This window comes from Mesorhizobium sp. WSM3879 (assembly GCF_002294915.1).
GTDB lineage: Bacteria > Pseudomonadota > Alphaproteobacteria > Rhizobiales > Rhizobiaceae > Mesorhizobium.
Genome location: NZ_NSFZ01000006.1, coordinates 1 through 22,386 on the forward strand (window position 1 = coordinate 1; position 22,386 = coordinate 22,386).

A 22,386-nucleotide genomic window follows, 5' to 3' on the forward strand; every position below is an offset into this window, starting at 1 on the left:
CTCATCATCTGCGACGAGGTAACCAGCGCGCTCGACCCGCTTGTCGCAGACGGCATTCTCAAGCTGTTGCTCCGCCTTTCCATCGCGGTCATGTATCGCGGCGAGGTCGTCCGCTACGGCTCAAAAACCCAAGTGCTGCGTCCGCCCTTCGATGCCTATACCGACCTGCTGCTCTCCTCGGTTCCCGAGATGGAGGTTGGCTGGCTGGAAAGCGCTATCAAAGGACGCCGCATGGAGAGCGCGGGAAACTCAGCTTCACCGGAAGATTACCCTGAAAAATTCCTGTCGGCCGTGAAATCATCCGTACGCTATGACATCGTTGGTCAGAAGCGGGATGGTGTCGCCGTTCTGGCGCTGCACGGTGAGCCGTCGCAATGAATCGGCAGGTTACTATGCTCTTGCTGGCCAGGCTCACCTCGGCGTCTTCGAGAAGGATCAAGCCGTCGCCCTGCGCGATCTCGATAGGGCGGCTGCTGCCCGGCGCAGATGCGTGTAATCGTTGCGCCAGCCAATATGCCTGCCGCGCCTGCTAGGACGTCGTGGTTTAGGCTCCCGCGCCGCCCGGCGATCGAGGGTGGTCTTCCGACCGAGGCGACGGTGCCCAGGTGCTGGTTTCCAAATATGCCGGTCATCTGCCGCTCTATCGTCAGGTGCAGATCTCCGCCCGGCAGGGCATCAATCTCGATCGCTCTACGCTCGCCGACTGGGTCGGCCGGCCGTCTGGCACCTGCGTCCGGTGCATGAGCGACTGCTTGGCAAGCTGAAGTCCTCGCCAAGACTCTTCGCCGACGAGACGACCGCGCCGGTGCTCGATCCGGCCGCGGCAAGGCTAAGACAGGTCAACTGTTGTCAATGGGCACCGAAGTTTCCGCAGATGTGGGCATCCAATTTTCGCCAGTTTGCGGGGATGCGATCGGTGATCAGCCGGGGTCTGGATCGATCGGTTTCAGTCCTGCTGGGCGGCGATGTTTTTCGGCGGCGCCCCGCAGTCGAGATCGCCGACCTCTATGAGGGTCGCTGGCAGATCGAGCTCTGTTCCGCTGGATCAAGCAGCGCCTCAGGATCCCCAAGTTCCTCGGCACCAATGACAGCGCCATCCGCCTGCAGCTCTTCGCCGCCATGATCGCCTGCGGTGCTGCGCATCGTCGCCCGGGCCTGCCGTATCACCATGCCCATCCTCAGATTCACCGATTTGGTCGCCCGATGCCTCTTCGAGCGACGAAACGTCGCCCTCGACAAACCGCCGCCCCGTCAACGTGAGAGACCAAATTGCCAGAACTGCGCCGTCGAGAACCGGCCTCCAAATCCACCCCGCCAAGCTGTCCCGGATTTAGCGAAATCACTGTCCGGGAATTACTGGAGTTGCTGTCCCGACTAGAATGCCCTCCCGGGAATACCGGAACGCGCAAGACCTCGACGCGTTGACGGCAGCATGTCGTTGCCGCTGTCGAACATCGGCTATCGCTGTCGGCGACCTCCGGTATCCGCCCGGCAGCAAAAGAGATCAGAGCGGTGGTTTCCGGACCACCTTTCGGGAGTGTTCGCGATCCGTGAGGTTGCTGATCCTTGGGTTATCGGAGATGGCTTGTGTCTGGACTTGACCTTCCGCTTGACCCGGGGCGGCAGCTTCGGTGTCTCGAGGCAACGGTGCCGGCGGTCGGCGCTCGGAAAGATTGCGTTCGGCTCCAGCGTCTCCGATGATCCGCGTCTTGTCATCTACCGACCACTGACAGTCGCCCGTCGGTATGGCCTCAGGGCCGCAGCAGGTCTTCGCCCGGCGCCACAAAGGCAGGAGAATCTTGCTGCACCGAAGCGACCTGTTTGCGCTTCGCGGCGGTTGTGGCGGCGGAACCTGTAGCCAGCCGTTCACCGAAGCAGCGGAAACGGCAAGCCACCCGAGATGCGGGAAGGATCCGCAGGATAAGGTTCCTGCCTGCTGCTCATCCGCTCGGGCGATGGCCCACATGAAAGCAGCGAGTTCCCGAGCTATTGCGGTCACAGCTACGGTGCTGCGACATACGGTCTTACGATTGAACGAAGCCGCTAACGCGGATGGCGGATCGATTTGCGGTGACGCTTCTGTTTTTTGAAGGAGTCCGCGCTTCTATGCCTTTTCCCTTTCGTCAACAGTGGGCAATGGTGTTATCGACCAACCAATTGAGGCGACTGCACGCTGCACTATGGCTATCGTCTGAGCATGGGTGGGTGACGCGGCGACGACATGCCCGATGCAGTCTCGGTAATCGCCTTTCCTCGCGATCGGCGCCTTAGACTTAACATGCAATCTGATCTCGGCGACACCTGGTAAAGCAGCAGCCCCGCCGGCGCCATCGATAGAATCGAGGATGCCATCGCTATCAGCAACAAGGAATCGCCCAACCGCAACCTGTGATTCTCTTTTGCATAAGTTAGGTTTACCGCCGGTGACAAGCTTAATGTGCTCGCAAATAAGATCTACACCGTAAGCAAGCTTGATCAGTAGAGGAGTGGGCGCGCCACTAAGACGCGGATTGACTTCAATGACGACTGGGCCACGTTTGGTCAACCGGAGTTCAATACTTTTTGGCCCCCAGTAGAGGCCGAGAGCTGACAAACAGTTAAGCGAAACATTGGCAATACGCTTATACGCCTCATCAGTTAGCGGGGCAGGAAAAGTGCACTCTCGATAGACGAAGTGCGGTGGCGAATGGTAGTCAGCGGCGACAATCCCAACTACCTCATGTCCCATCACTGCAGTGACATACGCAGGGCCTTCTGCGAATTCTTCGACCAGAACTCTTGGCGGAGACCGCCATATGTGCTTCCCCTCCAACAGATACGCCGTATGTTCGGCCAATTCATCGAAGCTGCTGCACAATCGGACACCCATGCTGCCGCTGCCGACGGCTGGCTTAACAATCACCGGCAGGCCAATCTCGGCAGCCGAGCTTTCTACGTCCGTCGCATTCGCTGCCAGGCGATAACCAGGTATTGCAACGCCGGCCTCTGCGAGGAGCTGACGTTGAACGAATTTGTCGTAGCATTGTTCAATAGACGCGGGATCGGGACCCGGCAGATCAAAATACCGGCAGAGCTTACCAACTGTCGCAGAGACCGACTCGTCGTCGCCTGCAAAGCCGGTAATGCCGGCAATGCCAAATGTGGCATCCAGCCGGGAACATTCATGGATTAGCGCATCGAGATTGTCTATATCGACACGGATTGTCTGAACGTTTTCAGCTGCAAGATATTCGTACTGAGTCGGATCTGCCGACAGTGTAATCGGATATAAACCAAGACGCTGAGCCGCTCGGACATAGAGCTGACCATTACCCCTATGACCTTCGATCAGGATGAGCGCTTTCTTTGCCATTGGCTGTCTCCTACGTTGTGTCCCTGCGACCTTCAGGAGCAAAAATCGGCATCAGCTCGTTCGGCCGTGCCCTCGGAAGTGAAAGTACCATCGCCGTCGCTTTGCGGTTGCAAAGAGTGTGTATATTTATGCGAAGGATCTGCAACGGCTGGGCTGGATTAGGGGGAACGATTGTTGCCATATGGGCCATGGCACGACATCATCGAACCATTCGTCAGCTCTGCTTCTTATATTCGGCCCATGAGCGCAAACGCGGATGTGGCTTCTCGGCTGAGTTTTCGGCCCGTTGAAAAATGGCATCACGACGCTGTAGACGTGGAGCCTACGGGGTATAATGCGGTCGCGCGTTTCTCTCTGCATCGAGCGACCAGCCCCCCATATTTTGAATATTTAATACATCAGGTCTAAGCGCGCTATGTCGGCCATAGCTGGTCGTTGCTGTCGAACTGAACCTTGGGCTTTGCCATCGGGCCATCGACAAAAACGGCCGACGTGCACATGAACTACAATATGCAGCGGAAGGAGACGCTGGCTGCGGAGCGGCGCTCGCGGCGAAGCGGCAAGATTCGGCAGCTGGTGATCGATACTTAGCGATAGCTTTGGTCTCTCTGAGGCTATCTCAAAACCAGATGGCGGCGATACGCAAACTGAATTTGACGCAAATCGCGGAGCCTGGAACATAGATCGAATGACTGTTCCTTCAATATTTATCTAACCGATAAGCGTGATAACGGCGCGACCGGAAAAGGGGAAAGACCAATAACAATCTCGACGTGAATGATCAAGGCGCGTTTGGCTGCCCGAGCGGCTGTATCGATCCCATCAGTCCTGAGGGCGACCAACTCGCGGACGGTCCGATGATGCTGGTAATCTTAGCGTATTCGATCCGATGTTGACGACGGCTGTGGACACTATCACCCACTGTCTGGCGATTTACGACCCGCTGTTGCCTTTGATTCCAAGTATGTGCCTCAGCTGCTAACGTAGGGAAGTTGGGGGGCGGCGACAAAAAGATCTATACGTTCGAGCTTCAGGATGGCTGGGCTGGCACGACGGCAGCGCCACCGCAGCGGACTGTGCCGCCCTCTATCGCAAGGTACGTGTTCAACCCCACGAAGATGTCAGGCGCTGGTCAATCAAGTTGCAGCGCTGAGTGGACAAGTAATAAGCTGCTATATACGATCGATAACTGCCATCTATTAAGGACATTGCGTACGTGAAACTGCAGCATAAAGGGTCTATCGGGATATTAACTTCCGGCCAGGAGAGTTGCCCAACTATGAGAGGGCTAAGGAACCGGGCGCATAGAGAATCCTGCAACCTTTGATTTTCCTGTCATCACGGAAGTGTGAAGGAAACCAGAGGCAGAAGAATCTTGGCAGGCCCCAGTTCTAGAGCACGGTTACGAGCTGCCAGTTTACGATATCACAAGTCTGTGCGCGATGATGATCGCTTCGCTCACATAAATTTTTTACTGGCCGAGCGTGATCCCATGATAGGCACAAAGGGGGGGCCGAAAGGGTATGTCCATATCCCGCTCGCGACAGGGGGCCCGAAACTATCTGCTCCCAGTACCGGTCCGGCAAACATGGCGACTTGGGCAATCCACGCGTGTCGAAAAAAGCTATGCGATGGACCGCGCCTGCGGGCCAGACCCTATCCCTCACTATGCTCTCCTTCGCGCGACCGCCGGAATAATGGCATCGATGAGTTGATGGCTTGGCATGTGCCAAGGGTGGCAAAATTCCGGCTCTCCGGGAATCTGAGTTTCATCTGAAAACCAGATGGCCGCGATACACAGACTGAATTTGACGCAAACCCCCGCGGCATTTGAGAATCAACAGCCTAATAAAACCGGTGGCGCTTCCTCGGCGGCGATTTCGGTACTCGATTTCCATCGAGGCGTCCTTCGGGATTAGGCGATTCTCGCAAGGAGTAACGTCTATGCAATCATCTATTGATGCGACAATCGAGCGCAAGCTTAAGGAATTTTGGATTCCCGGCTCGGCAGTTGGGATCGTGCGAGATGGCACGCTTGTTTGGGCGAAGGGCTATGGATTGGCAGATGTGACACGCAACGTTCCGATGACGCCCAAAACCATCATGAATATCGGCTCCGTATCCAAGACTATTACTGCAACAGCCGTGATGCAGCTTTGGGAACGAGGGTTAATTGACCTGGATGCGGATGTCAGTAGGTATCTTCCCTATCAGGTCGTCAATCCGAAACACCCATCGCTGGCCATCACAGCGCGGCGGCTCTTGAACCATCGCTCGTCAATTGGGGACGGGAAGTCTTACTCGGACAGCTACGCCTGCGGCGATCCGACGGTTGCCCTTGGGGACTGGCTCGAGGCATACCTAACGCCAGGAGGGGTCTATTTTGACGCCAAAGACAATTTCCACGGGTGGGCGCCCGGCAAACTCGATCCGGATCACCCCGGCGGGTATTCCAATGTTGCTTATGGCCTGCTCGGCCACCTTGTCGAGTGCGTAGCTGGCACGCACTTCACCGATTATTGCGCCGACCACATCTTCACCCCCTTGGGCATGAACAGCACTGGCTGGTATGTGCGCGATATTGCTGTTAACCGGCATGCAGTTCTCTATAGCAGAGGCACCAAAGAAAAGTGGGAGAGGGGCGGGCAAGCATTTTCCTCACGATTTGCAGTTCCTGGCTTGACAATTGATGAGCTTACGCCCGGGGGCCGTATGCAGCTTTGCCTCTACAGTTACCCCACCTATATGGAGGGACTAGCGCGCACGAGCATTGAGGAACTGTCGCTCTTTCTCGCCACTTATGGAAACCGAGATAGAAATCAGTTGCTGAAAGAGTCAACCATCAATCTGATGCTCTCTCAAGTCCACGATGGTCGCCCCCTCTGCTGGATGAGATCCATCCTCGAGAATGGTGATATCGTTTGGGGGCACACTGGCAGCGATCCTGGCGTCAGGACCTTTGTGGGCTTCCGTGAAAAGGACGGGGCTGGGGCGATCATCTACTTCAATGGAGACGACATTGGTGATAGCAGAGAGGTCCTTATCGAAAGCCTTTTCTGCAAGGCCAGCACCCTTTAACGTTCGTTTCGTCATCGCGCCCCTAGGATGTGCGAGTCCGAAGTACGCTGACTCACGCTATCCGTTCCTTGTCCCAGCCAGGAAAATCAGGCGGGGGCTCTAAGCCGTAACCGGTCGGGCGCCTCGCATAACCAGGAAGGCGTTTGTCCCCATTTGAACCTCCACTCGTCTACATCCGGACCATCTCAAACCCAGATGACCGAGATATACAGAATGAATTTGACGGAGGCATCGTGGCGGAATCAATTTAAATGAAACAAACCCAGAGGCGCAGAACCGGCGCCGTGCAAGAGAGGGATGGAAGATGTCAATTTCTCGACGCAACCTCGTTAAGATGGGCATTGCCGCCGGAGCATCTATATCGATCCCCTCAGTCCTGAGGGCGCAAACAGCACCGACCGACGCACGGACGGTCCGCATGGTGATGGGCGAACTCAGCACCTTCGATCCGATCCTTACGACGGCTACCATGACCGGCAATCATGGCCTGGCGATTTACGACATGCTGTTTTCGCTTGATTCCAAGATGGTGCCTCAACCGCAAATGGTGGGGAAGTGGGCCGTTTCCGATGACAAGAAAGCTTATACGTTCGAGCTGCGGGATGGTCTGGGCTGGCATGATGGCACCCCCGTCACCGCGGCGGACTGTGTCGCCTCGATCCGTCGCTGGGGCGAAGTGCCTTCTGGCGGAAAGCTGATCATGGAACGGGCCAGCGATATCTCGGCGCAGGACGATAAAACCTTCACCATCTCGCTCAAGGAACCGATGGGGCTTCTTACCGAAATTCTAGCGGGAGCTGTCACGCCGGTCTTGTACATCATGCGCGAAAAGGACGCCAGTCTCGCAGCCACAGAGCAGGTGACCGCGAACATTGGGTCTGGGCCTTTCAAGTTTAACCATGCTCTTGCTAATCCGGGCACCAGCTTCACCTACGACCGCAATGAAAAGTATGTACCCCGCCATGAGCCGGCCGACGGGTTCGCGGGCGGGAAGGTCGTCAACGTCGATCGCGTTATCTGGGAAAACATCACTGATCAGCAGACTGCCCTTGCGGCCTTGCAGTCGGGCGAAGTCGATTTTCACTTAACGCCACCGGCCGATCTTTACCCAGCGATTGAGAGCGATACCAACCTTTCGCTGCAGGTTCTTAACAAGGCGGGCGATGTATATTTCCTGCGCATGAACTGCCTGCAGAAGCCGTTCGACAACGTCAAGGCACGCCAGGCAATGCTTCACCTGATCGATCAGGAGGCATTTATGCGTACTTCGTTTCGTCCAGAATACACCCGCACCATCACTTCGTTTTTCGGAAACCAAACGCCTTATACCAACGACGAAAATACGGGGTGGTACAAGAAGGGCGGTGATCCGGAAAAAGCCAAGCAGCTCTTCAAGGAGGCGGGATATTCGGGCGAGAAAGTCGTCATCCTTCAGCGCACAGACTGGGCAGAGGCGGGCAATTGTGCTCAGCTCTTGGCGGTCACTCTGCGCAACATTGGGGTGAATGCCGAGCTTGCGCCGGGCGATTCGGCCCTAGGTGGCGATCGCATAAAGAACAAGGGCTCCGTTGAGAGCGGCGGCTGGAGCATTTTCATCACCTGCGAGTCTGATTATGAGCGAAGCACTACCCTGAGTAATCCCACTCTGAGCGCGAATGGCGAGCAGGGTTGGTGGGGCTGGCCGCAGAGCGATGAATATGAGGCTCTTCGGGCCAAATGGGCGGATGTCGAAACGCTCAAAGAGCGCCAGGCACTGGCCCGCGAGATGCAACGTATACAGTGGGACATCGCGGGCACCGTTCTACTGGGTTCAGCTCTCTCGCCAATCGCGCGCCGAAAGACGCTCGCTAGTCTCATCGAAATGCCATCACTCATAGCGATGTGGAATATGCAGAGGGTTCCGGCCTAATGGCTGCTTACATCCTACGCAGACTCGTTTCGACCATCGCCGTCATGGCGACGGTCGGGGTCTTCATATTCCTGCTTCTCAGGCTGGCTCCCGGCGACCCGGCGGCCATCATCGCTGGCAGGAATGCCGCTCCGCAGCTGATCGCCAGTATCCGAGAACGGCTGGGCCTGAACGACCCCATGCTGGTTCAGTTCATGCGTTGGGTGCGCGACATGCTCGCCGGCGATTTCGGCACCTCAATCTTTGCCGGCCGACCGGTTCTGGAACTCATCTCCCAGCGGCTTGAGCCGACACTTTCCCTATCGATCCTGACGATGATCCTTTCGGTGACGGTGGGGGTCTCTTTCGGCATTCTTGCCGCGTGGCGAACTGGCGGGCTCGTCGACCGCCTGCTCGCCGCCTTTTCGGCAGTTGGTTATTCCGTTCCGGTCTTTGTCATCGGCTATTTTCTCATATACTTCTTCGCCATCAGGACACATTGGTTACCGGTCCAGGGATACGCCCCTTTCAACCAGGGCCTCGGGCTTTGGTTTGTGCACCTGATTCTGCCCACCGTGGCTTTAGGGCTTGGGTACATTGCATTCATTGCGCGGATTACGCGGGCGAGCATGCTCGAGGTCTTGTCGGAAGACTATATGCGAACGGCCGCCGCCAAAGGCGCGTCGTCCTATGCCATGCTTTTTCACCATGCCTTGAAGAATGCCGGCGTCCCCATCCTGACCGTTGTCGGCATAAGCTTCGCCTATCTGATCGGCGGAGTCGTCCTCACTGAAACAGTGTTCAACATACCCGGCATTGGTCGTCTGGTCGTGGGTGCGATCAACAACCGCGATTATCCCATCATTCAAAGCGTGCTCATCCTGACTTCGGGTCTGTACGTCCTTGTCAATCTCATTGTCGATCTGGCCTATACGCTGATCGATCCCCGCATCCGGTACTAATATGACCCTCCTCTCCGCACCAGCCGAAGCCGCGCCGATGGCGCGGCTGCAGCTATCCGATGTTCCCCGTCTTGCAAGGCGGCACCCGCTGATCCTGATAGGTGGCGGCCTCCTGATGTTCCTGATCGTTCAGGCTATGGCCGCCCCGCTTTACGCCGGAGATCCAGTCAACATAGATCCATTCAGGCGCCTTCAGCAGCCTTCGGCCGAGATGTGGTTCGGGAGTGACAATCTGGGGCGGGACGTGTTTGCACGAACGATCTTCGGTGCTCGGGTCTCCCTCGTGGTGGGACTGATGTCGGCAGCATGCGCGGCGGTGGTCGGGCTCCTGGTTGGGGTCGTCGCCGGCTACAGCCGCAGCTTCGACAATGTCGTCATGCGGGTCATGGACGGGCTCATGTCAATCCCAACGATCCTGCTGGCGATTGCGCTGATATCTCTGACGGGTCCGGGGCTCGGCATCCTGATCGTCGCGATCGCGATCCCGGAGACGCCAGCCATCGCGCGGCTAGTCCGTTCGGTGGTGCTGGGGATTCGTGAGCGGCCCTATGTCGAGGCTGCGCTTTGCGGCGGGGCGCGCTTGCCGAGGGTGCTTTGGCGCCACATCCTGCCAAGCACGGTTCCGGCGCTTATGGTGCAGGGCGCCACCGTCTGCGCGGGCGCAATCCTGACTGAGGCGGGGCTGAGCTTTCTTGGCGTGGGCGTACCGCCTGAGATTCCGAGCTGGGGCAACATGATCGCCAGCTCGCGGCTCTATCTGGCCATCGCGCCACTGACAATCTTTGCCCCCGGCATCTACCTTGCCGTCACAGTCCTTGCCGTCAACCTACTCGGGGACGGCCTTCGCGACATGTTCGATCCCCGAGCCAGGCCGAGGCCTTGACATGCAGATGCATCAAAGGCCCGCGAACGACTTGTTACTCGATGTGCGAGATCTCGAAACGCATTTCTTTGGCGAAAACAGCGTCACTTGTGCGCTGAGCGGCATCAGCTTCCAAGTGAAGAAGGGCGAGACGCTAGGCGTCGTCGGCGAATCGGGATGCGGGAAGAGCGTCACGGCGCTGTCCATCCTTCGCCTACTGCCGAAGCGGGGCGCCAGGACCGTGGGCGGTGAGGTCCGCTTCCAGGGTCGCGATCTGCTAGCGTTGTCCGATCGGGAGATGCGTAAGATCCGCGGCGACCGGATCGCCCTGATCTTCCAAGAGCCTATGACGAGCCTGAACCCGGTATATACGGTTGGAAGGCAGATCGCGGAGGCGGTGCAGATACACACCAAGGCTTCCCGCCCGGCGGCCATGAAGAAAGCCGAAGAAATGCTCCGTCTCGTCCGAATCGCGGATCCTGAGCGTCGCGTCAACAACTACCCCCATGAAATGTCGGGGGGCATGCGCCAGCGCGCGATGATCGCCATGGCTTTGGCCTGCTCGCCGGAATTGTTGATTGCCGATGAGCCGACGACGGCGCTCGACGTGACCATCCAAGCGCAGATCCTGCGGCTGATCGGTGAGTTGAAGGAGCGCACGGGAACGGCCGTGATGTTCATCACGCATGACCTCGGGGTAGTCGCCGAGACCTGCCAGCGCGTGATCGTCATGTATGCCGGGCGTATAGTAGAACAAGCGAACGTAATCGATCTGTTCGCGCGCCCCGCGCATCCCTACACACAGGGGCTCATGCGCTCGGTGCCCGACCGGCGGCGGGGCCGTCAGCGCCGCCTTCCGGAAATTCCCGGGATCGTGCCGAGTCTGCGCGAGCCCATCGTCGGCTGCAGCTTTGCGCCGCGCTGCCCATTCGCGGTCGACATTTGCCGCGACAAGACGCCGGCCTTGCGAGATGTCGGTTCCGAGCACGCCGCGGCCTGCTGGCGCGCCGAAGAGGTGATGGGCACATGACTGGTCCTCTGCTGAAAGTCGAGAATCTGACCAAGCACTACCCACTTGGCTCGGGCCTCTTCAAGAAAAGCATTCCGGTGATCCGGGCGGTGGAGGATGTATCCTTTTCCGTCGAGGCGGCGGAGACGCTTTGCATTGTCGGCGAATCCGGCTGCGGCAAGTCCACTGTGGCGCGGCTCTTGATGCGGCTCGTCGAGCCGACGGGCGGGCGGGTGCTGATCGAGGGCACCGATATTGCGGGCCTCAAGAAGCACGCGCTTCACGCCTGGCGCCGTCGCATGCAGATGGTCTTTCAGGATCCTTACTCGTCGTTGAACCCGCGCCTTACTGCCGGGCAGATCATTACCGAACCTGTCGAGAATTTCGAGCGCCTCGGCCGAAGGCAGCTCCAAGCGCTTGCCGCGGACCTTCTGCGAACGGTCGGAATGTCGCCCGAGATGATGCACAGACTGCCATCCGAGTTGTCGGGTGGTCAGCGCCAGCGGCTCGGTATCGCGCGGGCGCTGGCCCTGCAGCCCTCGCTTATCATTGCCGACGAAGCGGTATCTGCCCTTGACGTCTCCGTGCAGGCGCAGATCCTAAATCTGCTTCTGGATCTCCAGCAGCAGATGGGCATCGCCTTTGTCTTTATCTCGCATGACCTCGGCGTCGTGGAGCATATCGCGGATCGTGTCGCCGTCATGTACCTGGGGAGAATAGTGGAACTCGCCCCAAGCGAGGCGCTCTTCGCGAAACCGGGCCACCCCTACACCGAGGCGCTGATTGCGGCAGCCCCAGTGCCGGATCCAACCCGAGTTCGGACGGAGGCGCCCGTCGAGGGCGAGGTGCCGAGCCCCATCGACCCGCCCAGCGGTTGCGCATTCCACCCCCGCTGCCCGCTCGCAGTCGAGCGTTGCCGCAATGAGGTCCCCCCTTTGGTGCCAATTCTGGGCGGGGGAGTCGTGGCCTGCCATGTCCGCGCCCCAGCCACGGAAAATTCGAGCCCGGCCGAATCTTCGTTCATTGGCGCATAGCATCAGGGCCTTTGATCCGATCGAAGATCGCAAGAGCGCTCCGAGGAAACGGTGGAAGTGATAACATTTTTCGCCAAAGTATAGGAAAGTCCATGGAAAACGGGAACGGTGGTCATCCAGCACAGCGGGAAGTTGGCTTTGATGTGGTCGGTTCGACAGCAACGAACGTGGCGGACGGTTTCACAATGGTGGCAGTTGGTGACCTCATCGTCTCGCGAGCGGTGACCAGATCGCAGGATTCTGGCTTCGGCGCCGTCGTCCAAATTCTTCGTGATGCTGATGTCACGTTTGGCAACCTGGAAGTTAACCTAGTCGATATCCGATCGTTCACTGGATACCCGCAGGCTGAATACGGCGGGGCGTATCACCTCAGCCTGCCGGAGGTCGGTCCTGATTTGAAGGCGATGGGGTTCAACATGGTAGGTCGCGCTAACAATCATTCCCTTGACTGGGGCGTTGAAGGCATGCGCGAAACAAGCCGGGTGCTCGATCAGAGTGGAATCATCCATGCCGGCGTGGGAGAAAATCGTGCGCAAGCCGGCGCCGCTCGGTTCTTAGAAACCGCACGCGGCCGCGTGGCTATGGTTTCATGTGCTACAACCTTCATGCCTATGGCTCGTGCCGGCGACCCCGCCGGCGAAGCGCCCGGCAGACCTGGACTCAACGCCCTTCGTTTGGCCAAAAGCATCGTGGTTCCTCCCGAGATGCTCGAGAGTTTGAGGCAGATACGCGCTGTGTTACCCTGCCACTGGCCTGGTGGTGAAGATCCCAGCGTGGTCGTGATTGAGGGAACGACATACATAGCCGGCGAGACTGCCGGAGTCAGCTACGAACCCAATCCGCGCGATATCGCCGATATTCTACGAAACGTTCGTCGAGGCAAGCAGTTCTCCGACTTCTGCATTGTCACGAACCACGGGCACGAGCCTGATAATTGTCGCCAGCTAATTCCTGATTACGAACCATCCTTTGCACATCGCATGATCGATGCTGGGGCCGATGCCTATATCGGGCATGGATCGCACCAGTTGCGCGGCATCGAGATCTACAGGGGTCGCCCGATCTTCTATGGCCTTGGGAACTTCTTCGAGGACGACCTCGGTACTCCGTCGGGCGCCGATATGTTTGATGAATACGCTAAGGACCCACGGGTCGACACGGATGCGGAGGTTAAAGTCGCCGAGATGGCAGGTGGATTCACACACCCGCTCTTCTATGAAAGTACTGTAACTGTGAGCCGCTTCGAGCTGAACCAGCTTGCCGAACTGCGGCTATATCCGATCGAACTCGGTCGCTCCAAAAGGTTTGCAGACCGGGGCGTGCCGAGTCTCGCACCCACGCAGCAAGCGAAAGCCATTCTCGAGCGTCTGCAGATACTCTCAAAGCCATTTGGGACCGAGATCGTCATCGAGAACAATGTTGGAGTGATCAGATTGCGGCCCAACTTGCTGGCATGAGCAACAGCCCTCCAACGTTGCGGGCAAACCGAAATGCCGATCACAGGCTATCTTGAGCGGAATCCGCGAGGGCCTGCACCTGCCGCTTCTAGATGTTTAGTCCCGGCATCTGGTAGAACGGCTTGAGTGTGAAGCGTTCGGGCTGAGTGGCCCATGCCTTGCAGATGAACTCGTACGGCGTGAGGCCCTTGAGGGTCCTGAGCGTGCGGGCGAAGTTGTAAGCCGTGACGAAGTCGGCAAGGGTGCTGGCGCAGCTGATCGTGGCTCTCGTAATAGAAGCGCTTGACGGTGGCGTTCTTGATAGTGCGATTCATCCTCTCGAGCTGGCCGTTATCCGGTATGTGATCTGTGGTGCCTTTTCGTCCTGCTGTTCTTGTTTTGGAACGGCCTTATGGTGAGCCCATCCGGGACGTGGGGCTTCGGGAGCACGAAGGTGCAGGCAGGCCGTCAATAGACCGTGGGCTGAGAGCCCGAGCTCGTTACATGGCCGCCCCTCGCGACGTTCCCGGATGCGCTGCGAGCGCCGATCAGTAGATGTCGTGTTGCCCGCCAGCTCCCGTCTTTGACCGAAGCCAAAAAGGAGGAACGGGCATGCGCATCACCGGGCTGGATATCCATCGCGCCTTAGCCGAGGCGGTAGCTTGGGAGGACGGCAGGCTCAGTGGGCTGGGTCGTGTCGACATGCGGCGCGATCTGCTGGATGCCTTCGCCGCAAAGCTGTCGTTGGATGATGTCGTGGTGATCGAGGCGACGGGCAACGCGTCCTCGGCCGCCGCGGTTGTTGCGCCGCATGTGAAGAAAGTGGTGATCGCAAACCCCAAGCAGGTGCGCGTCATCGCCTATGCTGAGATCAAGACGGATACGATCGATGCCAGCGTTCTGGCGCAGCTCTATGCCAGCGGCTTCCTGCCGGAAGTCCGGATTCCGGATGAGCCGACGCAGGCTCTGCGTCGACAGGTGACACGGCGCAATCAGATTGTCCGACAGATATCTCGATTGAAGAACGTCATCCAGTCGATCCTTCATAGCCACCTGATCCCGTCCTGCCCGCATGCCGACCTGTGCGGCGCTAAGGGCCGGTCATGGTTGAGCGAGCAGGTCGTACCTCAGGACGAGCGCCTCGCGATCGGCATCTGCGCGAGTTCGACCGATTGGGCGAAGACCTCCAGGTCATCGAACGCGATCTTGCCCGCTCGGCTCTCGCGGAAGAAGGCGTGAAGCGGCTGATGACCATTCCCGGCGTCGACTTGACCGTCGCGCTGGCGCCTGGGATCAAACAAGTTCTTCGGGCAAGGTGATGATGGTGCGCGTAATCGCGTCGCGCATGGCCATCTATCAGGCCCTTTTAGTTCAGGGCCGGGGGCTCTACGCCGCGAACTGTCGGCCTGCTTGAGAACAGGGCGCGTGTTCCGGGTCCACAGGCGCGCGAACGCGGGCAAGAGCTTTGTCTCGCCGGAGACCATGATCAGTCGACGCCCGGCCGAAGCGGCTGATCGCGCGGTACCGGGTCACTGAGAAGGAGACCTCATCCTTGGTCTTGACGCTCGGCGATCGGGACGCTGGTTGAGCGTACGACCACGCTAACGATGTTGCCCATCTTCCCTGGCTTGCAGGGCATGGCGAAGCTCTAAGCACGAAGAATGGCCCTGACGGGACACGCGGCCGAAGCCTGCTCACGTTCCCCAAACGAGAGGTACCGCCCGGACGGCGGAACATCGCGCTGGTGCGATGCCGCCCTTTCGGAACTTTGGTTCCCACAGGCTGCGACATACCAGCCGCCAATGCAGCATCCACGTATCATTCCTTACGCGATTCCCCAACCAGAATAGCTGGAGTTCAGATCGCCCCCGCTACCGGCGGCTGTCCCGGTGACGGCAGCGTCGCTCGTCCAGACCGGTGTGACCGTCGCTTTCGAATGTCCATCGCAGCCTCCTTCGTTCAGATGTTGCGCCGTGATAGTTTTTTAGGATGTCGCGCTCCGCCTTAGCTTCGCGACTTCCTGGCGCAGGCGATCGATCTCGATCTGCTCAGGCTTCATCTGCCCGCGGTCGGGAAACGCATGCTGCGGATCGGTCGACAGGTCCCGCACCCTTTTGCGCAGCATATTCTCGTGGAATTGAGGTGGCGGGCCGCCTGGGTGACTGCGACGCCCGACCCTTCACCAGCCTCACTGCCTCAAACTTGAACTCGCGGATGAACTTCCTTCTCTGCATTTCCAGTCTCCAGTTCCGTTGAAACACCTTGCCCCGGCGCCTTCCCGCCAAACGCCTGTGCCAAGTTCTCCGAGATCTAATCAGCGCGCTAACACCGCGGGTTGATTGCTGACTGTTGGTTTCCAACATACTTAGAATCATTGTAGCAAATAACGCGAAAGACATCCGCCCTTACAGCCGTCATCGCAGAAATCTCAAAACACCTCATCGCTTTGTTCTGGTGTATTGTGTCCCCGACATAGTAACAGCCAACCTTGATATTTTTTATAAGAGAACGAGTGTTACTTTTTGAAATGAAAATAACAACTTTATTAAGCTTCAAATACTCGAACGCATACTGTAAAACCGCCCTGCTGGCCTCAACGCCGATCCCTCTTCCGGAAGACGCAAAGTTAAGACAGGTTACGCTTTCCACTTTATTCGCATATTGTGGAAAATACTGACCGCAGCACCTCAATCCAGAATAGCCTGCGAACTTTATGGCTTGGCCTGCATCTTTGACGAACACCATCCATAAGCCGAAACGATTTTGCTGCCAATGATTGATGAACTGAAGCAGTGCAGCTTTCGACTGCTGTATCGTCGGATAAACCCCATCCTCGAAAGCGTTGACCACGAACGGTTCGCTATGAAGTCCATGAAGAAGAAGCTCATCTCCATGCGAGGGCGGCCTCAGGATTAGGCGCGGCGTTTCGAGGATATGCATGTGATTATTCCTTTTTTAGCCGGTGTTTACAATCGAGCGGCACTCACAAAATGCGAATGGCTCCCCCAAAAAAAGGTGGGCCTAGTATCACATTCAATGCGCACTCTGTGGATTAAAAATCTAAGAAATATCGGTAATAATCTTGTTTCCGGGATGCGGAAATTCCTAAAATCCACAGAGTGGCGTGCCAATTGTACGCTGACGTGTTTGCTCAAGTCTCCTCGTGGAATTTGGTTAATGAGCCGAACCGAATTACTTTCCGTAGATAAACCCGCAATGAACTACGCCGCCCTGAGCAATTTATCATCTGTCAGCGGCAAGTCCGTCGTTCGCTCGGGCGGCATGCTGTCGCCTAACAGCGGCGTTGTCGGCGCAACGTGTCCATCCCGGCGGCGCGTGCCTCAAGCTCGCCCTGCACCGGCGGGGTGGCCGCAGGGTCATCCGCGTCATCAGCTCGACAATCAATGCACCCACCGCCGGGTCGACGACTTTGCCGGTCACGTGCTGGCAGACCTTGCCGCCACGCCGGGCCGCGGTCTCCTGGCAGATATAGGTCGGGACCGGCTGACCGTGCCCTTGGTTGTAATGGACGGCGTGAACACCATGCGGAGCGCCGCCTGCACATGGACGTCCGGGTCGAGTGCGAGGTGTCATCTGGCAAAGTAGACCAAGCTGGCGGCCCTATCTTCAGATCGCCGGCTTGCCTTGCTGAGTTGGCCGCCGCGCATGCGCGCCTTGAAGAAGTGCAACTCCGCTTCCGAGATCGTTCCTTTCAAGTCCAAAAGAAGCCTGTCGTTGAAGCTGGCCGGGTCGCAGATGCCATCGAGGATGCGAGTGCGGGTCAGGGCGCACAGCTCAAGCAGTCGGTGGGCGGCAGAGTTGCGGCCCAAGCGCTCCAACCCCCTGAAAACCGGCCTTGGCATAGCTACTTCGCTGACCAATCCCTGGAAGCCGTCGCGGGCAACGGCGCGGATCCCGATTTTCCCAGGTCGCAGTCGATCACGTGGACGCGTTCGGCCGGCCAACCGGCAGCAATGGCGCGATCACGCGGCCCATAGAGTGGCACGCGTGCTCTCGCGTTGTGGGCGACTTGTCGCAGCGTAGGCTGACGGATGTCGAGGTAGCCGTCGCGCCGGAGGATCGCCAGTGACTTTGAGTTCAGGGCTGGCTCCGAGGTAAGCGTGACAACAAGGCTGCAAGGATGAGGGTTGGCTCGCTGGTGGCGATCGCGCCTGCCGCCGTTCCATCAAGCATGGTTAGCACCATCGGCCTGGATTTGGCTGGAACGTTTTTTCAAATTCATGGCGCCCACGCTGAGGGCGCGCCCGATTTTCAACCGCAAACTGCGTCGAACCGAGCTGCTGGGCTTTTTCGAAAAGCTACCGCCGTTTTTGGTTGTTTGGAAACGTGCGGCGGTTCGCATTATCGGGCGCGCGAGATCGCGGCGGTCGGTCACGACGCGCGTGTAAAGCCTTCGTGAAACGAGGCAAGAGGGACGCCGCCGAAGCCGCCACCCGCAAACACCCGCAAGACCGTGCCTTTCGTTCTGATCAAATCGGCTGATCAACAAGCGGCGGCATGGTGAAGGCCATCGCCCATGCCAGGATAAAACCGCCAAGATCGATGCCGGGGTTCTGGCGCAGCTCCATGCCAGCGGCTTTCTGCCGGAGGTCTGGATTCCCGATGATGGGACTGAGCGGCTTCGCCGCCTCGTCGCGCGGCGCAACCAGGTCGTTCGGCATCGCACGCGCGTGAAGAACGAGGTGCATGGCATCTTGCAGGCGCACCTCGTGCCGAAGTGCCCGCAAGCCGATCTGTTCAACCGTCGGGGTCGCGCCCGGCTCGAGCGGCAGGTGCTTCCCGACGACGAGCGGGCTGCTATGCCCGCCACATCGGCGAGATCGACCGCCTGGCCGAAGATCTGGCTGACCTCGGATCAGGAGATCGCCCGGGAAGCGGTTGATGATGTGCAAGTCCGGCGGGCTTCGGACCATCACCGGCGTCAACGCCATCGTCGCGAGCCGTATCATCGCCCCGTCGGCGACATCCGGCGGTTCCGTGAACCGCAGAAGCTGGTGAGCTACTTCGGCATCAACCCTCGTGTGCGCCAATCCGGTCTTGGCTTGGCGCCATATGGCCGGATCAGCAAACATGGGCGTTCCCATGCCCGCGCCATGCTGGTCGAAGCCGCCTGGGCGGCGGCAAAGGCGCCCGGACCGCTCGGGGCTTTCTTCCTGCGCATCCGCAACAAGCGCGGCCATCGCAGCCGTGGCGGTCGCCCGCAAGCTCGCCCTATTGATCTGGCATCTGCTCACATAGGAGCAGGACTACTTCTGGGCTCGCGCGGCGTTAGTGGCGGCAAAGCAGAGGCAGCTTCGCTCCCAAGGCTGGTGCGCCGGGCGAGCGCGGAGTGGCGCGGTTCGGCTTACGCCTACGAAGGAGACGCGAAACAGCGAGAAAGCCACGGCCGAGGATGCCGAACCTCCGAGGTGCCGATCTCCATGCCCACGACCTCGCGCAGGCCGTAACGGCGATGATTACGGCGACCGAGACGATCCGCCCGCCGCGGCGGACCTTCATGTAAGTGGCGTCGATCCACAGGTATGGCCAATGCGGCTATCAGCAGCTCGCCATTTCGTCACGTGCAAAGCTAACCTTTGCAACAGATCCATCAAATAAATTTACAGGAACATTTGCGACCGCAAATCGCTGGCGATGATACTCTCACCGCAACGTCTGATCAGGCACGGATGGACCGAAGGGTCGAACCGCTCATACAGCACGCAATGTTGGAGTTAAAGCCAATGGCAAAAAGAGCGCTCATTATGGTTGGAGAGTCAAGAGGTAATGGTCCGCCACACATCCAAGCGGCCCGGCGTCTTGGCCTTCATCCAATTACCCTGGCAGCGGATCCAACTCAACACGATTATCTTGCGGCAAAAGGGATCGAGGCAATCCGTATCGATACAGGCAATCTCGATGCGCTGATCCACGAATGTTGCCGGCTTCGCGTGACCTATGACATTGCCGGCATCACCGGGTTTGCGGGCCTCGACGAGTCAATCCCTGCGACAATTGGCCAGCTCTGTCGGCATTTCGGCCTGCCAGGGCCTAACCCCGCATCCGTTGAACGGTGCTGCGACAAATTCATTCAACGTCAGCTGCTCGCAGAGGCCGGCGTTCCAATGCCTGCTTATCGTTTAGCAGCGAATGCGAAGGAGGTAGAAAGCTCTGCCGTAGAGATCGGCCTGCCTGTGGTTGTTAAGCCAGTCGTGGGCTGCGGCAGCATCGGTGTTCGATTGTGCCGCAACTTCGATGAGTTGGCCGAACATACGACCTTTCTGTTGGACGGGAAGCATGCATGGCGATCGTCGCCGAGGATACTGGTCGAAGAATTCACAAAAGGCCCCGTTTATGTCGCTAATTTAATGGGAGATGAGCTTGTTGGAATTACCGCCTACGAGTTCAGCGCTCCACCGTATTTCGTCGTTCGTGAGTGCGCCAGTCCGGCCCCGCTGACCGACGAGGAGCATCAACGTATCGTCAATGTTTCGCTGAGCTGTCTGCGAGCTCTCGGCCTTGGTTGGGGGCCATCGAACATTGAATTCCGGTGGACGAAGCGTGGCCCAGTCGTCATTGAAGTCAATCCGCGTCTTGGCGTTGGGGAACCTGAACTGATCCGACTGGCGTGCGGTGTCGATCTCGTCACCGAACACATCAAGATTGTCATCGGCGAGGAATGCGATTTGCGCAAAAGGCATTCGCAAACGGTGGCCCAACGGAACTTAATCCCTGATCGCGATGGCATCCTCGATTGGAACGGTGGCGACCGTCGGGCGGCGGCTATACCAGGCGTCGTCGATGTCAAATTCTATCTTGAATCCAAGAGGCCGATAGTGAGGAAAGGCGATGGCCGAGACTCTATGGGATACGTTACCGTCGTTTCGCCCAGCCTCGCTCAGAGCAAGGCGATCCTTCAGCGGGCCGTCAAGTCAATCGGTTGGTCGATCAAACCATTTCCTCGGCTTAGCGAACGGTAACCACATGGGGCCCCCTTGCCTCCTCCCCGCTCGGCCATTTTGGTGCAATCGAGAGCACGAATGGCACACAGGCGGTATTCAGTGTTCTTCAAGAACCGTGACCGGCGTTGGAGGCAACATCGCTGCAAAGTTCCTGGCGGGCGCAACCCAAGGTGAAGAAGCTTCTGTAGACGGAGTCACTTCTCGGCCGACGGCAAGCTGATCGAGGCCTGGGCGTCGATGAAGAGCATCAAGCCGAGGACCGCCCAAGCGGTGGTCATGGCGAGCCGCCGGCCCGCGAGGTTATGGAAAGAACGACGGCGGGTCGCCCCCGTCCTCGACCCGAATGGCAGCCGAGGAATCGAGCACGCCTGGCTGGACTAGATGTTTGATCCCAGGCTTTGATGGGGCATCCTTATCGTCCGAATCAAAGGATGCGCTATGGGCCAGGTTCTTCACGGGAGCGCCACGACGACAGAGGCGGTCTGTCGAGCGATACAGCATAGTCATGTCTGGACGGCGCCCGCTGATCAAGGGTTTGTTTTCGGCGATGGGACGGTCGCGGGTGCGGTCATGTCTCCGGCCTGTTGTTGCGGTACTGTGACCGCTGGCCCTGATGGTGTCCGCTGATCCTTTGGCCTGATCAAGAGAACGAGCTCGAAGCTCCGACTATGCTGCAGGCTTTGGGGATGTGTCCTCGTCAGTTCCCATAACGTCATTGTCACCCTCGATTCCGGCTCGCGGCCTCAGCCGCTTCTGCTGTTACTCCGGTGTTTCGGCATAGCGTGCGTCATCACGCATGAGCGCGAAGGCGATGCGGGCAAGCTTGTTGGCGGTCGCCACGGCGACAAGCTTGAACGGCTTGGTCTCCATCAAGCGATCGGCCCAGCTTCTCAACGCGTCGCTGCAGCGTTTGCGATGGAAGAGGACCGCGTGAGCGCCGACAACGAGCAGCTTGCGCAGATATCGGTTTCCCATCTTGGAAACGCGCCCCAGCCGCTCCTTGCCGCCTGATGAACTTTGCCGGGGCGTTAGCCCGAGGAAGGCCGCGAACTGCCGCGGGCCCGAGAACGCGGAGATATCATGGATACTTGCGGCAAGCGCAGAGCCGGTGACGGGACCGCCGGGAAGGTCATTAGACGGCGCGCGGTGTTATCGGCTCTGGCGAGAGCCAGAATGGCCTGATCGCTTTGCCCGATCTCATGATCGAGTTCATTCAGCCGACGCACGATAGGCAACAGCGCCGGGCGTACGATCGCTGGGATCATGTCGTTATCTTCCATGATGAGAACCGCCAGAGCACGGGCATTGTTCGGTCCCTGCGCGGCGATGATCCCGATCTCAGCCAGATGGCTGCGCAGGGCATTGAGCAGTTGCGTGCGTTGCGCCACCAAAAGTTCGCGCACCTTATGGTGCATTGAGCGCAGCCTGGTTCTCGACCGATCGTACCGGTACAAAGCGCATGGAGGGCCGCGTCACCGCTTCGCAGATGGCCGCTGCATCAGCGGCGTCGTTCTTCTGGCGACGGACATAGGCCTTCACGCACGCTGGCGGCATCAGCCGCACATAATAGCCAAACTTTGCCAGTTCGCGAGCCCAATGGGCCGAGCCGCATGCTTCCATGCCGATCAGGCACGACGGCAGACGCTCGAAGAATACCAGCACATCTTTGCGCCGTAGCGCACTAGACATGACGACACGGCCGGGAGCGTCGACAGCGTGGACCTGAAAGACATGCTTGGCCAGATCGAGGCCGATGGTGGCTACAGCATTGAGTTCGATGGTAGTCTTTTCCATGGACGGTGC

General features: G+C 58.6%; 12 protein-coding genes and 11 pseudogenes. 16 read left to right on the plus strand and 7 right to left on the minus strand.

The window, feature by feature from the left end; genetic code table 11:
- From CK218_RS15125 to CK218_RS15135, 3 pseudogenes are all read left to right on the plus strand, one after another.
- Positions 1-249, plus strand: a pseudogene (locus CK218_RS15125) (ABC transporter); the annotation flags it as partial.
- Positions 250-477: 228 nt separating this feature from the next.
- A pseudogene (locus CK218_RS15130) lies at positions 478-843 on the plus strand (transposase); the annotation flags it as partial.
- Positions 844-973: 130 nt separating this feature from the next.
- Positions 974-1,249 (plus strand): annotated as a pseudogene (locus CK218_RS15135) (transposase); the annotation flags it as partial.
- An 855-nt stretch (positions 1,250-2,104) separates the two neighbouring features.
- On the opposite strand, the gene CK218_RS15140 reads toward CK218_RS15135, so the two are convergent.
- The gene (locus tag CK218_RS15140; RefSeq protein WP_095828227.1) at positions 2,105-3,352 is read right to left on the minus strand and encodes an acetyl-CoA carboxylase biotin carboxylase subunit family protein; all 1,248 of its coding nucleotides are present in this window, start codon (positions 3,350-3,352) and stop codon (positions 2,105-2,107) included.
- Positions 3,353-5,296: 1,944 nt separating this feature from the next.
- Between CK218_RS15140 and CK218_RS15145 the strand changes: the two genes are divergently transcribed.
- From CK218_RS15145 to CK218_RS15175, 7 genes are all read left to right on the plus strand, one after another.
- Positions 5,297-6,430: a serine hydrolase domain-containing protein gene (locus CK218_RS15145; RefSeq protein WP_095828228.1), complete on the plus strand. Its 1,134-nt coding sequence runs from the start codon at positions 5,297-5,299 to the stop codon at positions 6,428-6,430.
- A gap of 304 nt (positions 6,431-6,734) precedes the next feature.
- Entirely contained in the window at positions 6,735-8,339 is a 1,605-nt protein-coding gene (locus tag CK218_RS15150) for an ABC transporter substrate-binding protein (RefSeq protein ID WP_095828229.1), read from the plus strand.
- Positions 8,339-9,280, plus strand: a complete 942-nt coding sequence (locus CK218_RS15155) for an ABC transporter permease (RefSeq protein WP_095828230.1) — start codon at positions 8,339-8,341, stop codon at positions 9,278-9,280. Before CK218_RS15150 ends, CK218_RS15155 begins: the two co-directional genes overlap by 1 nt.
- A gap of 1 nt (position 9,281) precedes the next feature.
- Positions 9,282-10,163, plus strand: a complete 882-nt coding sequence (locus CK218_RS15160) for an ABC transporter permease (protein WP_095828231.1) — start codon at positions 9,282-9,284, stop codon at positions 10,161-10,163.
- 1 nt (position 10,164) lies between these two features.
- Entirely contained in the window at positions 10,165-11,172 is a 1,008-nt protein-coding gene (locus CK218_RS15165) for an ABC transporter ATP-binding protein (RefSeq protein WP_095828232.1), read from the plus strand.
- A complete protein-coding gene (locus tag CK218_RS15170; RefSeq protein WP_095828233.1) occupies positions 11,169-12,185 on the plus strand; it encodes an oligopeptide/dipeptide ABC transporter ATP-binding protein in 1,017 nt (338 codons plus the stop codon). Before CK218_RS15165 ends, CK218_RS15170 begins: the two co-directional genes overlap by 4 nt.
- A gap of 92 nt (positions 12,186-12,277) precedes the next feature.
- Positions 12,278-13,642 (plus strand): CapA family protein, encoded by a 1,365-nt coding sequence (locus CK218_RS15175; RefSeq protein ID WP_095828234.1) that lies wholly within the window; start codon positions 12,278-12,280, stop codon positions 13,640-13,642.
- Between the two features lie 88 nt (positions 13,643-13,730).
- Here the strand turns inward: CK218_RS15175 and CK218_RS15180 are convergent.
- Positions 13,731-13,974, minus strand: a pseudogene (locus CK218_RS15180) (integrase core domain-containing protein); the annotation flags it as partial.
- A 259-nt stretch (positions 13,975-14,233) separates the two neighbouring features.
- Here CK218_RS15180 and CK218_RS15185 point away from each other — a divergent pair.
- Both CK218_RS15185 and CK218_RS15190 read left to right on the plus strand, forming a co-directional pair.
- Positions 14,234-14,901 (plus strand): annotated as a pseudogene (locus CK218_RS15185) (transposase); the annotation flags it as partial.
- 68 nt (positions 14,902-14,969) lie between these two features.
- Positions 14,970-15,219 (plus strand): annotated as a pseudogene (locus CK218_RS15190) (IS30 family transposase); the annotation flags it as partial.
- 384 nt (positions 15,220-15,603) lie between these two features.
- On the opposite strand, the pseudogene CK218_RS15195 reads toward CK218_RS15190, so the two are convergent.
- From CK218_RS15195 to CK218_RS31090, 3 genes and pseudogenes are all read right to left on the minus strand, one after another.
- Positions 15,604-15,855: pseudogene (locus CK218_RS15195) on the minus strand (transposase); the annotation flags it as partial.
- 88 nt (positions 15,856-15,943) lie between these two features.
- Positions 15,944-16,561 (minus strand): GNAT family N-acetyltransferase, encoded by a 618-nt coding sequence (locus CK218_RS15200; RefSeq protein WP_095828235.1) that lies wholly within the window; start codon positions 16,559-16,561, stop codon positions 15,944-15,946.
- Between the two features lie 650 nt (positions 16,562-17,211).
- Positions 17,212-17,451, minus strand: coding sequence for a hypothetical protein (locus CK218_RS31090; protein ID WP_245435043.1), 240 nt, complete (start codon positions 17,449-17,451; stop codon positions 17,212-17,214).
- A gap of 311 nt (positions 17,452-17,762) precedes the next feature.
- On the opposite strand from CK218_RS31090, the gene CK218_RS15210 reads away from it, so the two are divergent.
- Together CK218_RS15210 and CK218_RS15215 are read left to right on the plus strand one after the other, a co-directional pair.
- Positions 17,763-18,041 carry a hypothetical protein gene (locus tag CK218_RS15210; protein WP_179294516.1) on the plus strand — a complete coding sequence of 93 codons (279 nt, stop codon included), beginning with the start codon at positions 17,763-17,765 and terminating at the stop codon, positions 18,039-18,041.
- Between the two features lie 154 nt (positions 18,042-18,195).
- Positions 18,196-18,714: pseudogene (locus CK218_RS15215) on the plus strand (transposase); the annotation flags it as partial.
- 329 nt (positions 18,715-19,043) lie between these two features.
- Here the strand turns inward: CK218_RS15215 and CK218_RS15220 are convergent.
- A pseudogene (locus CK218_RS15220) lies at positions 19,044-19,171 on the minus strand (transposase); the annotation flags it as partial.
- A 194-nt stretch (positions 19,172-19,365) separates the two neighbouring features.
- On the opposite strand from CK218_RS15220, the gene CK218_RS15225 reads away from it, so the two are divergent.
- Both CK218_RS15225 and CK218_RS30120 read left to right on the plus strand, forming a co-directional pair.
- Positions 19,366-20,601 (plus strand): acetyl-CoA carboxylase biotin carboxylase subunit family protein, encoded by a 1,236-nt coding sequence (locus CK218_RS15225; protein ID WP_095828330.1) that lies wholly within the window; start codon positions 19,366-19,368, stop codon positions 20,599-20,601.
- A 78-nt stretch (positions 20,602-20,679) separates the two neighbouring features.
- Positions 20,680-20,876 (plus strand): annotated as a pseudogene (locus tag CK218_RS30120) (IS5/IS1182 family transposase); the annotation flags it as partial.
- Between the two features lie 466 nt (positions 20,877-21,342).
- Here the strand turns inward: CK218_RS30120 and CK218_RS15230 are convergent.
- Positions 21,343-22,377, minus strand: a pseudogene (locus CK218_RS15230) (IS110 family transposase).
- Positions 22,378-22,386: the final 9 nt, after the last annotated feature.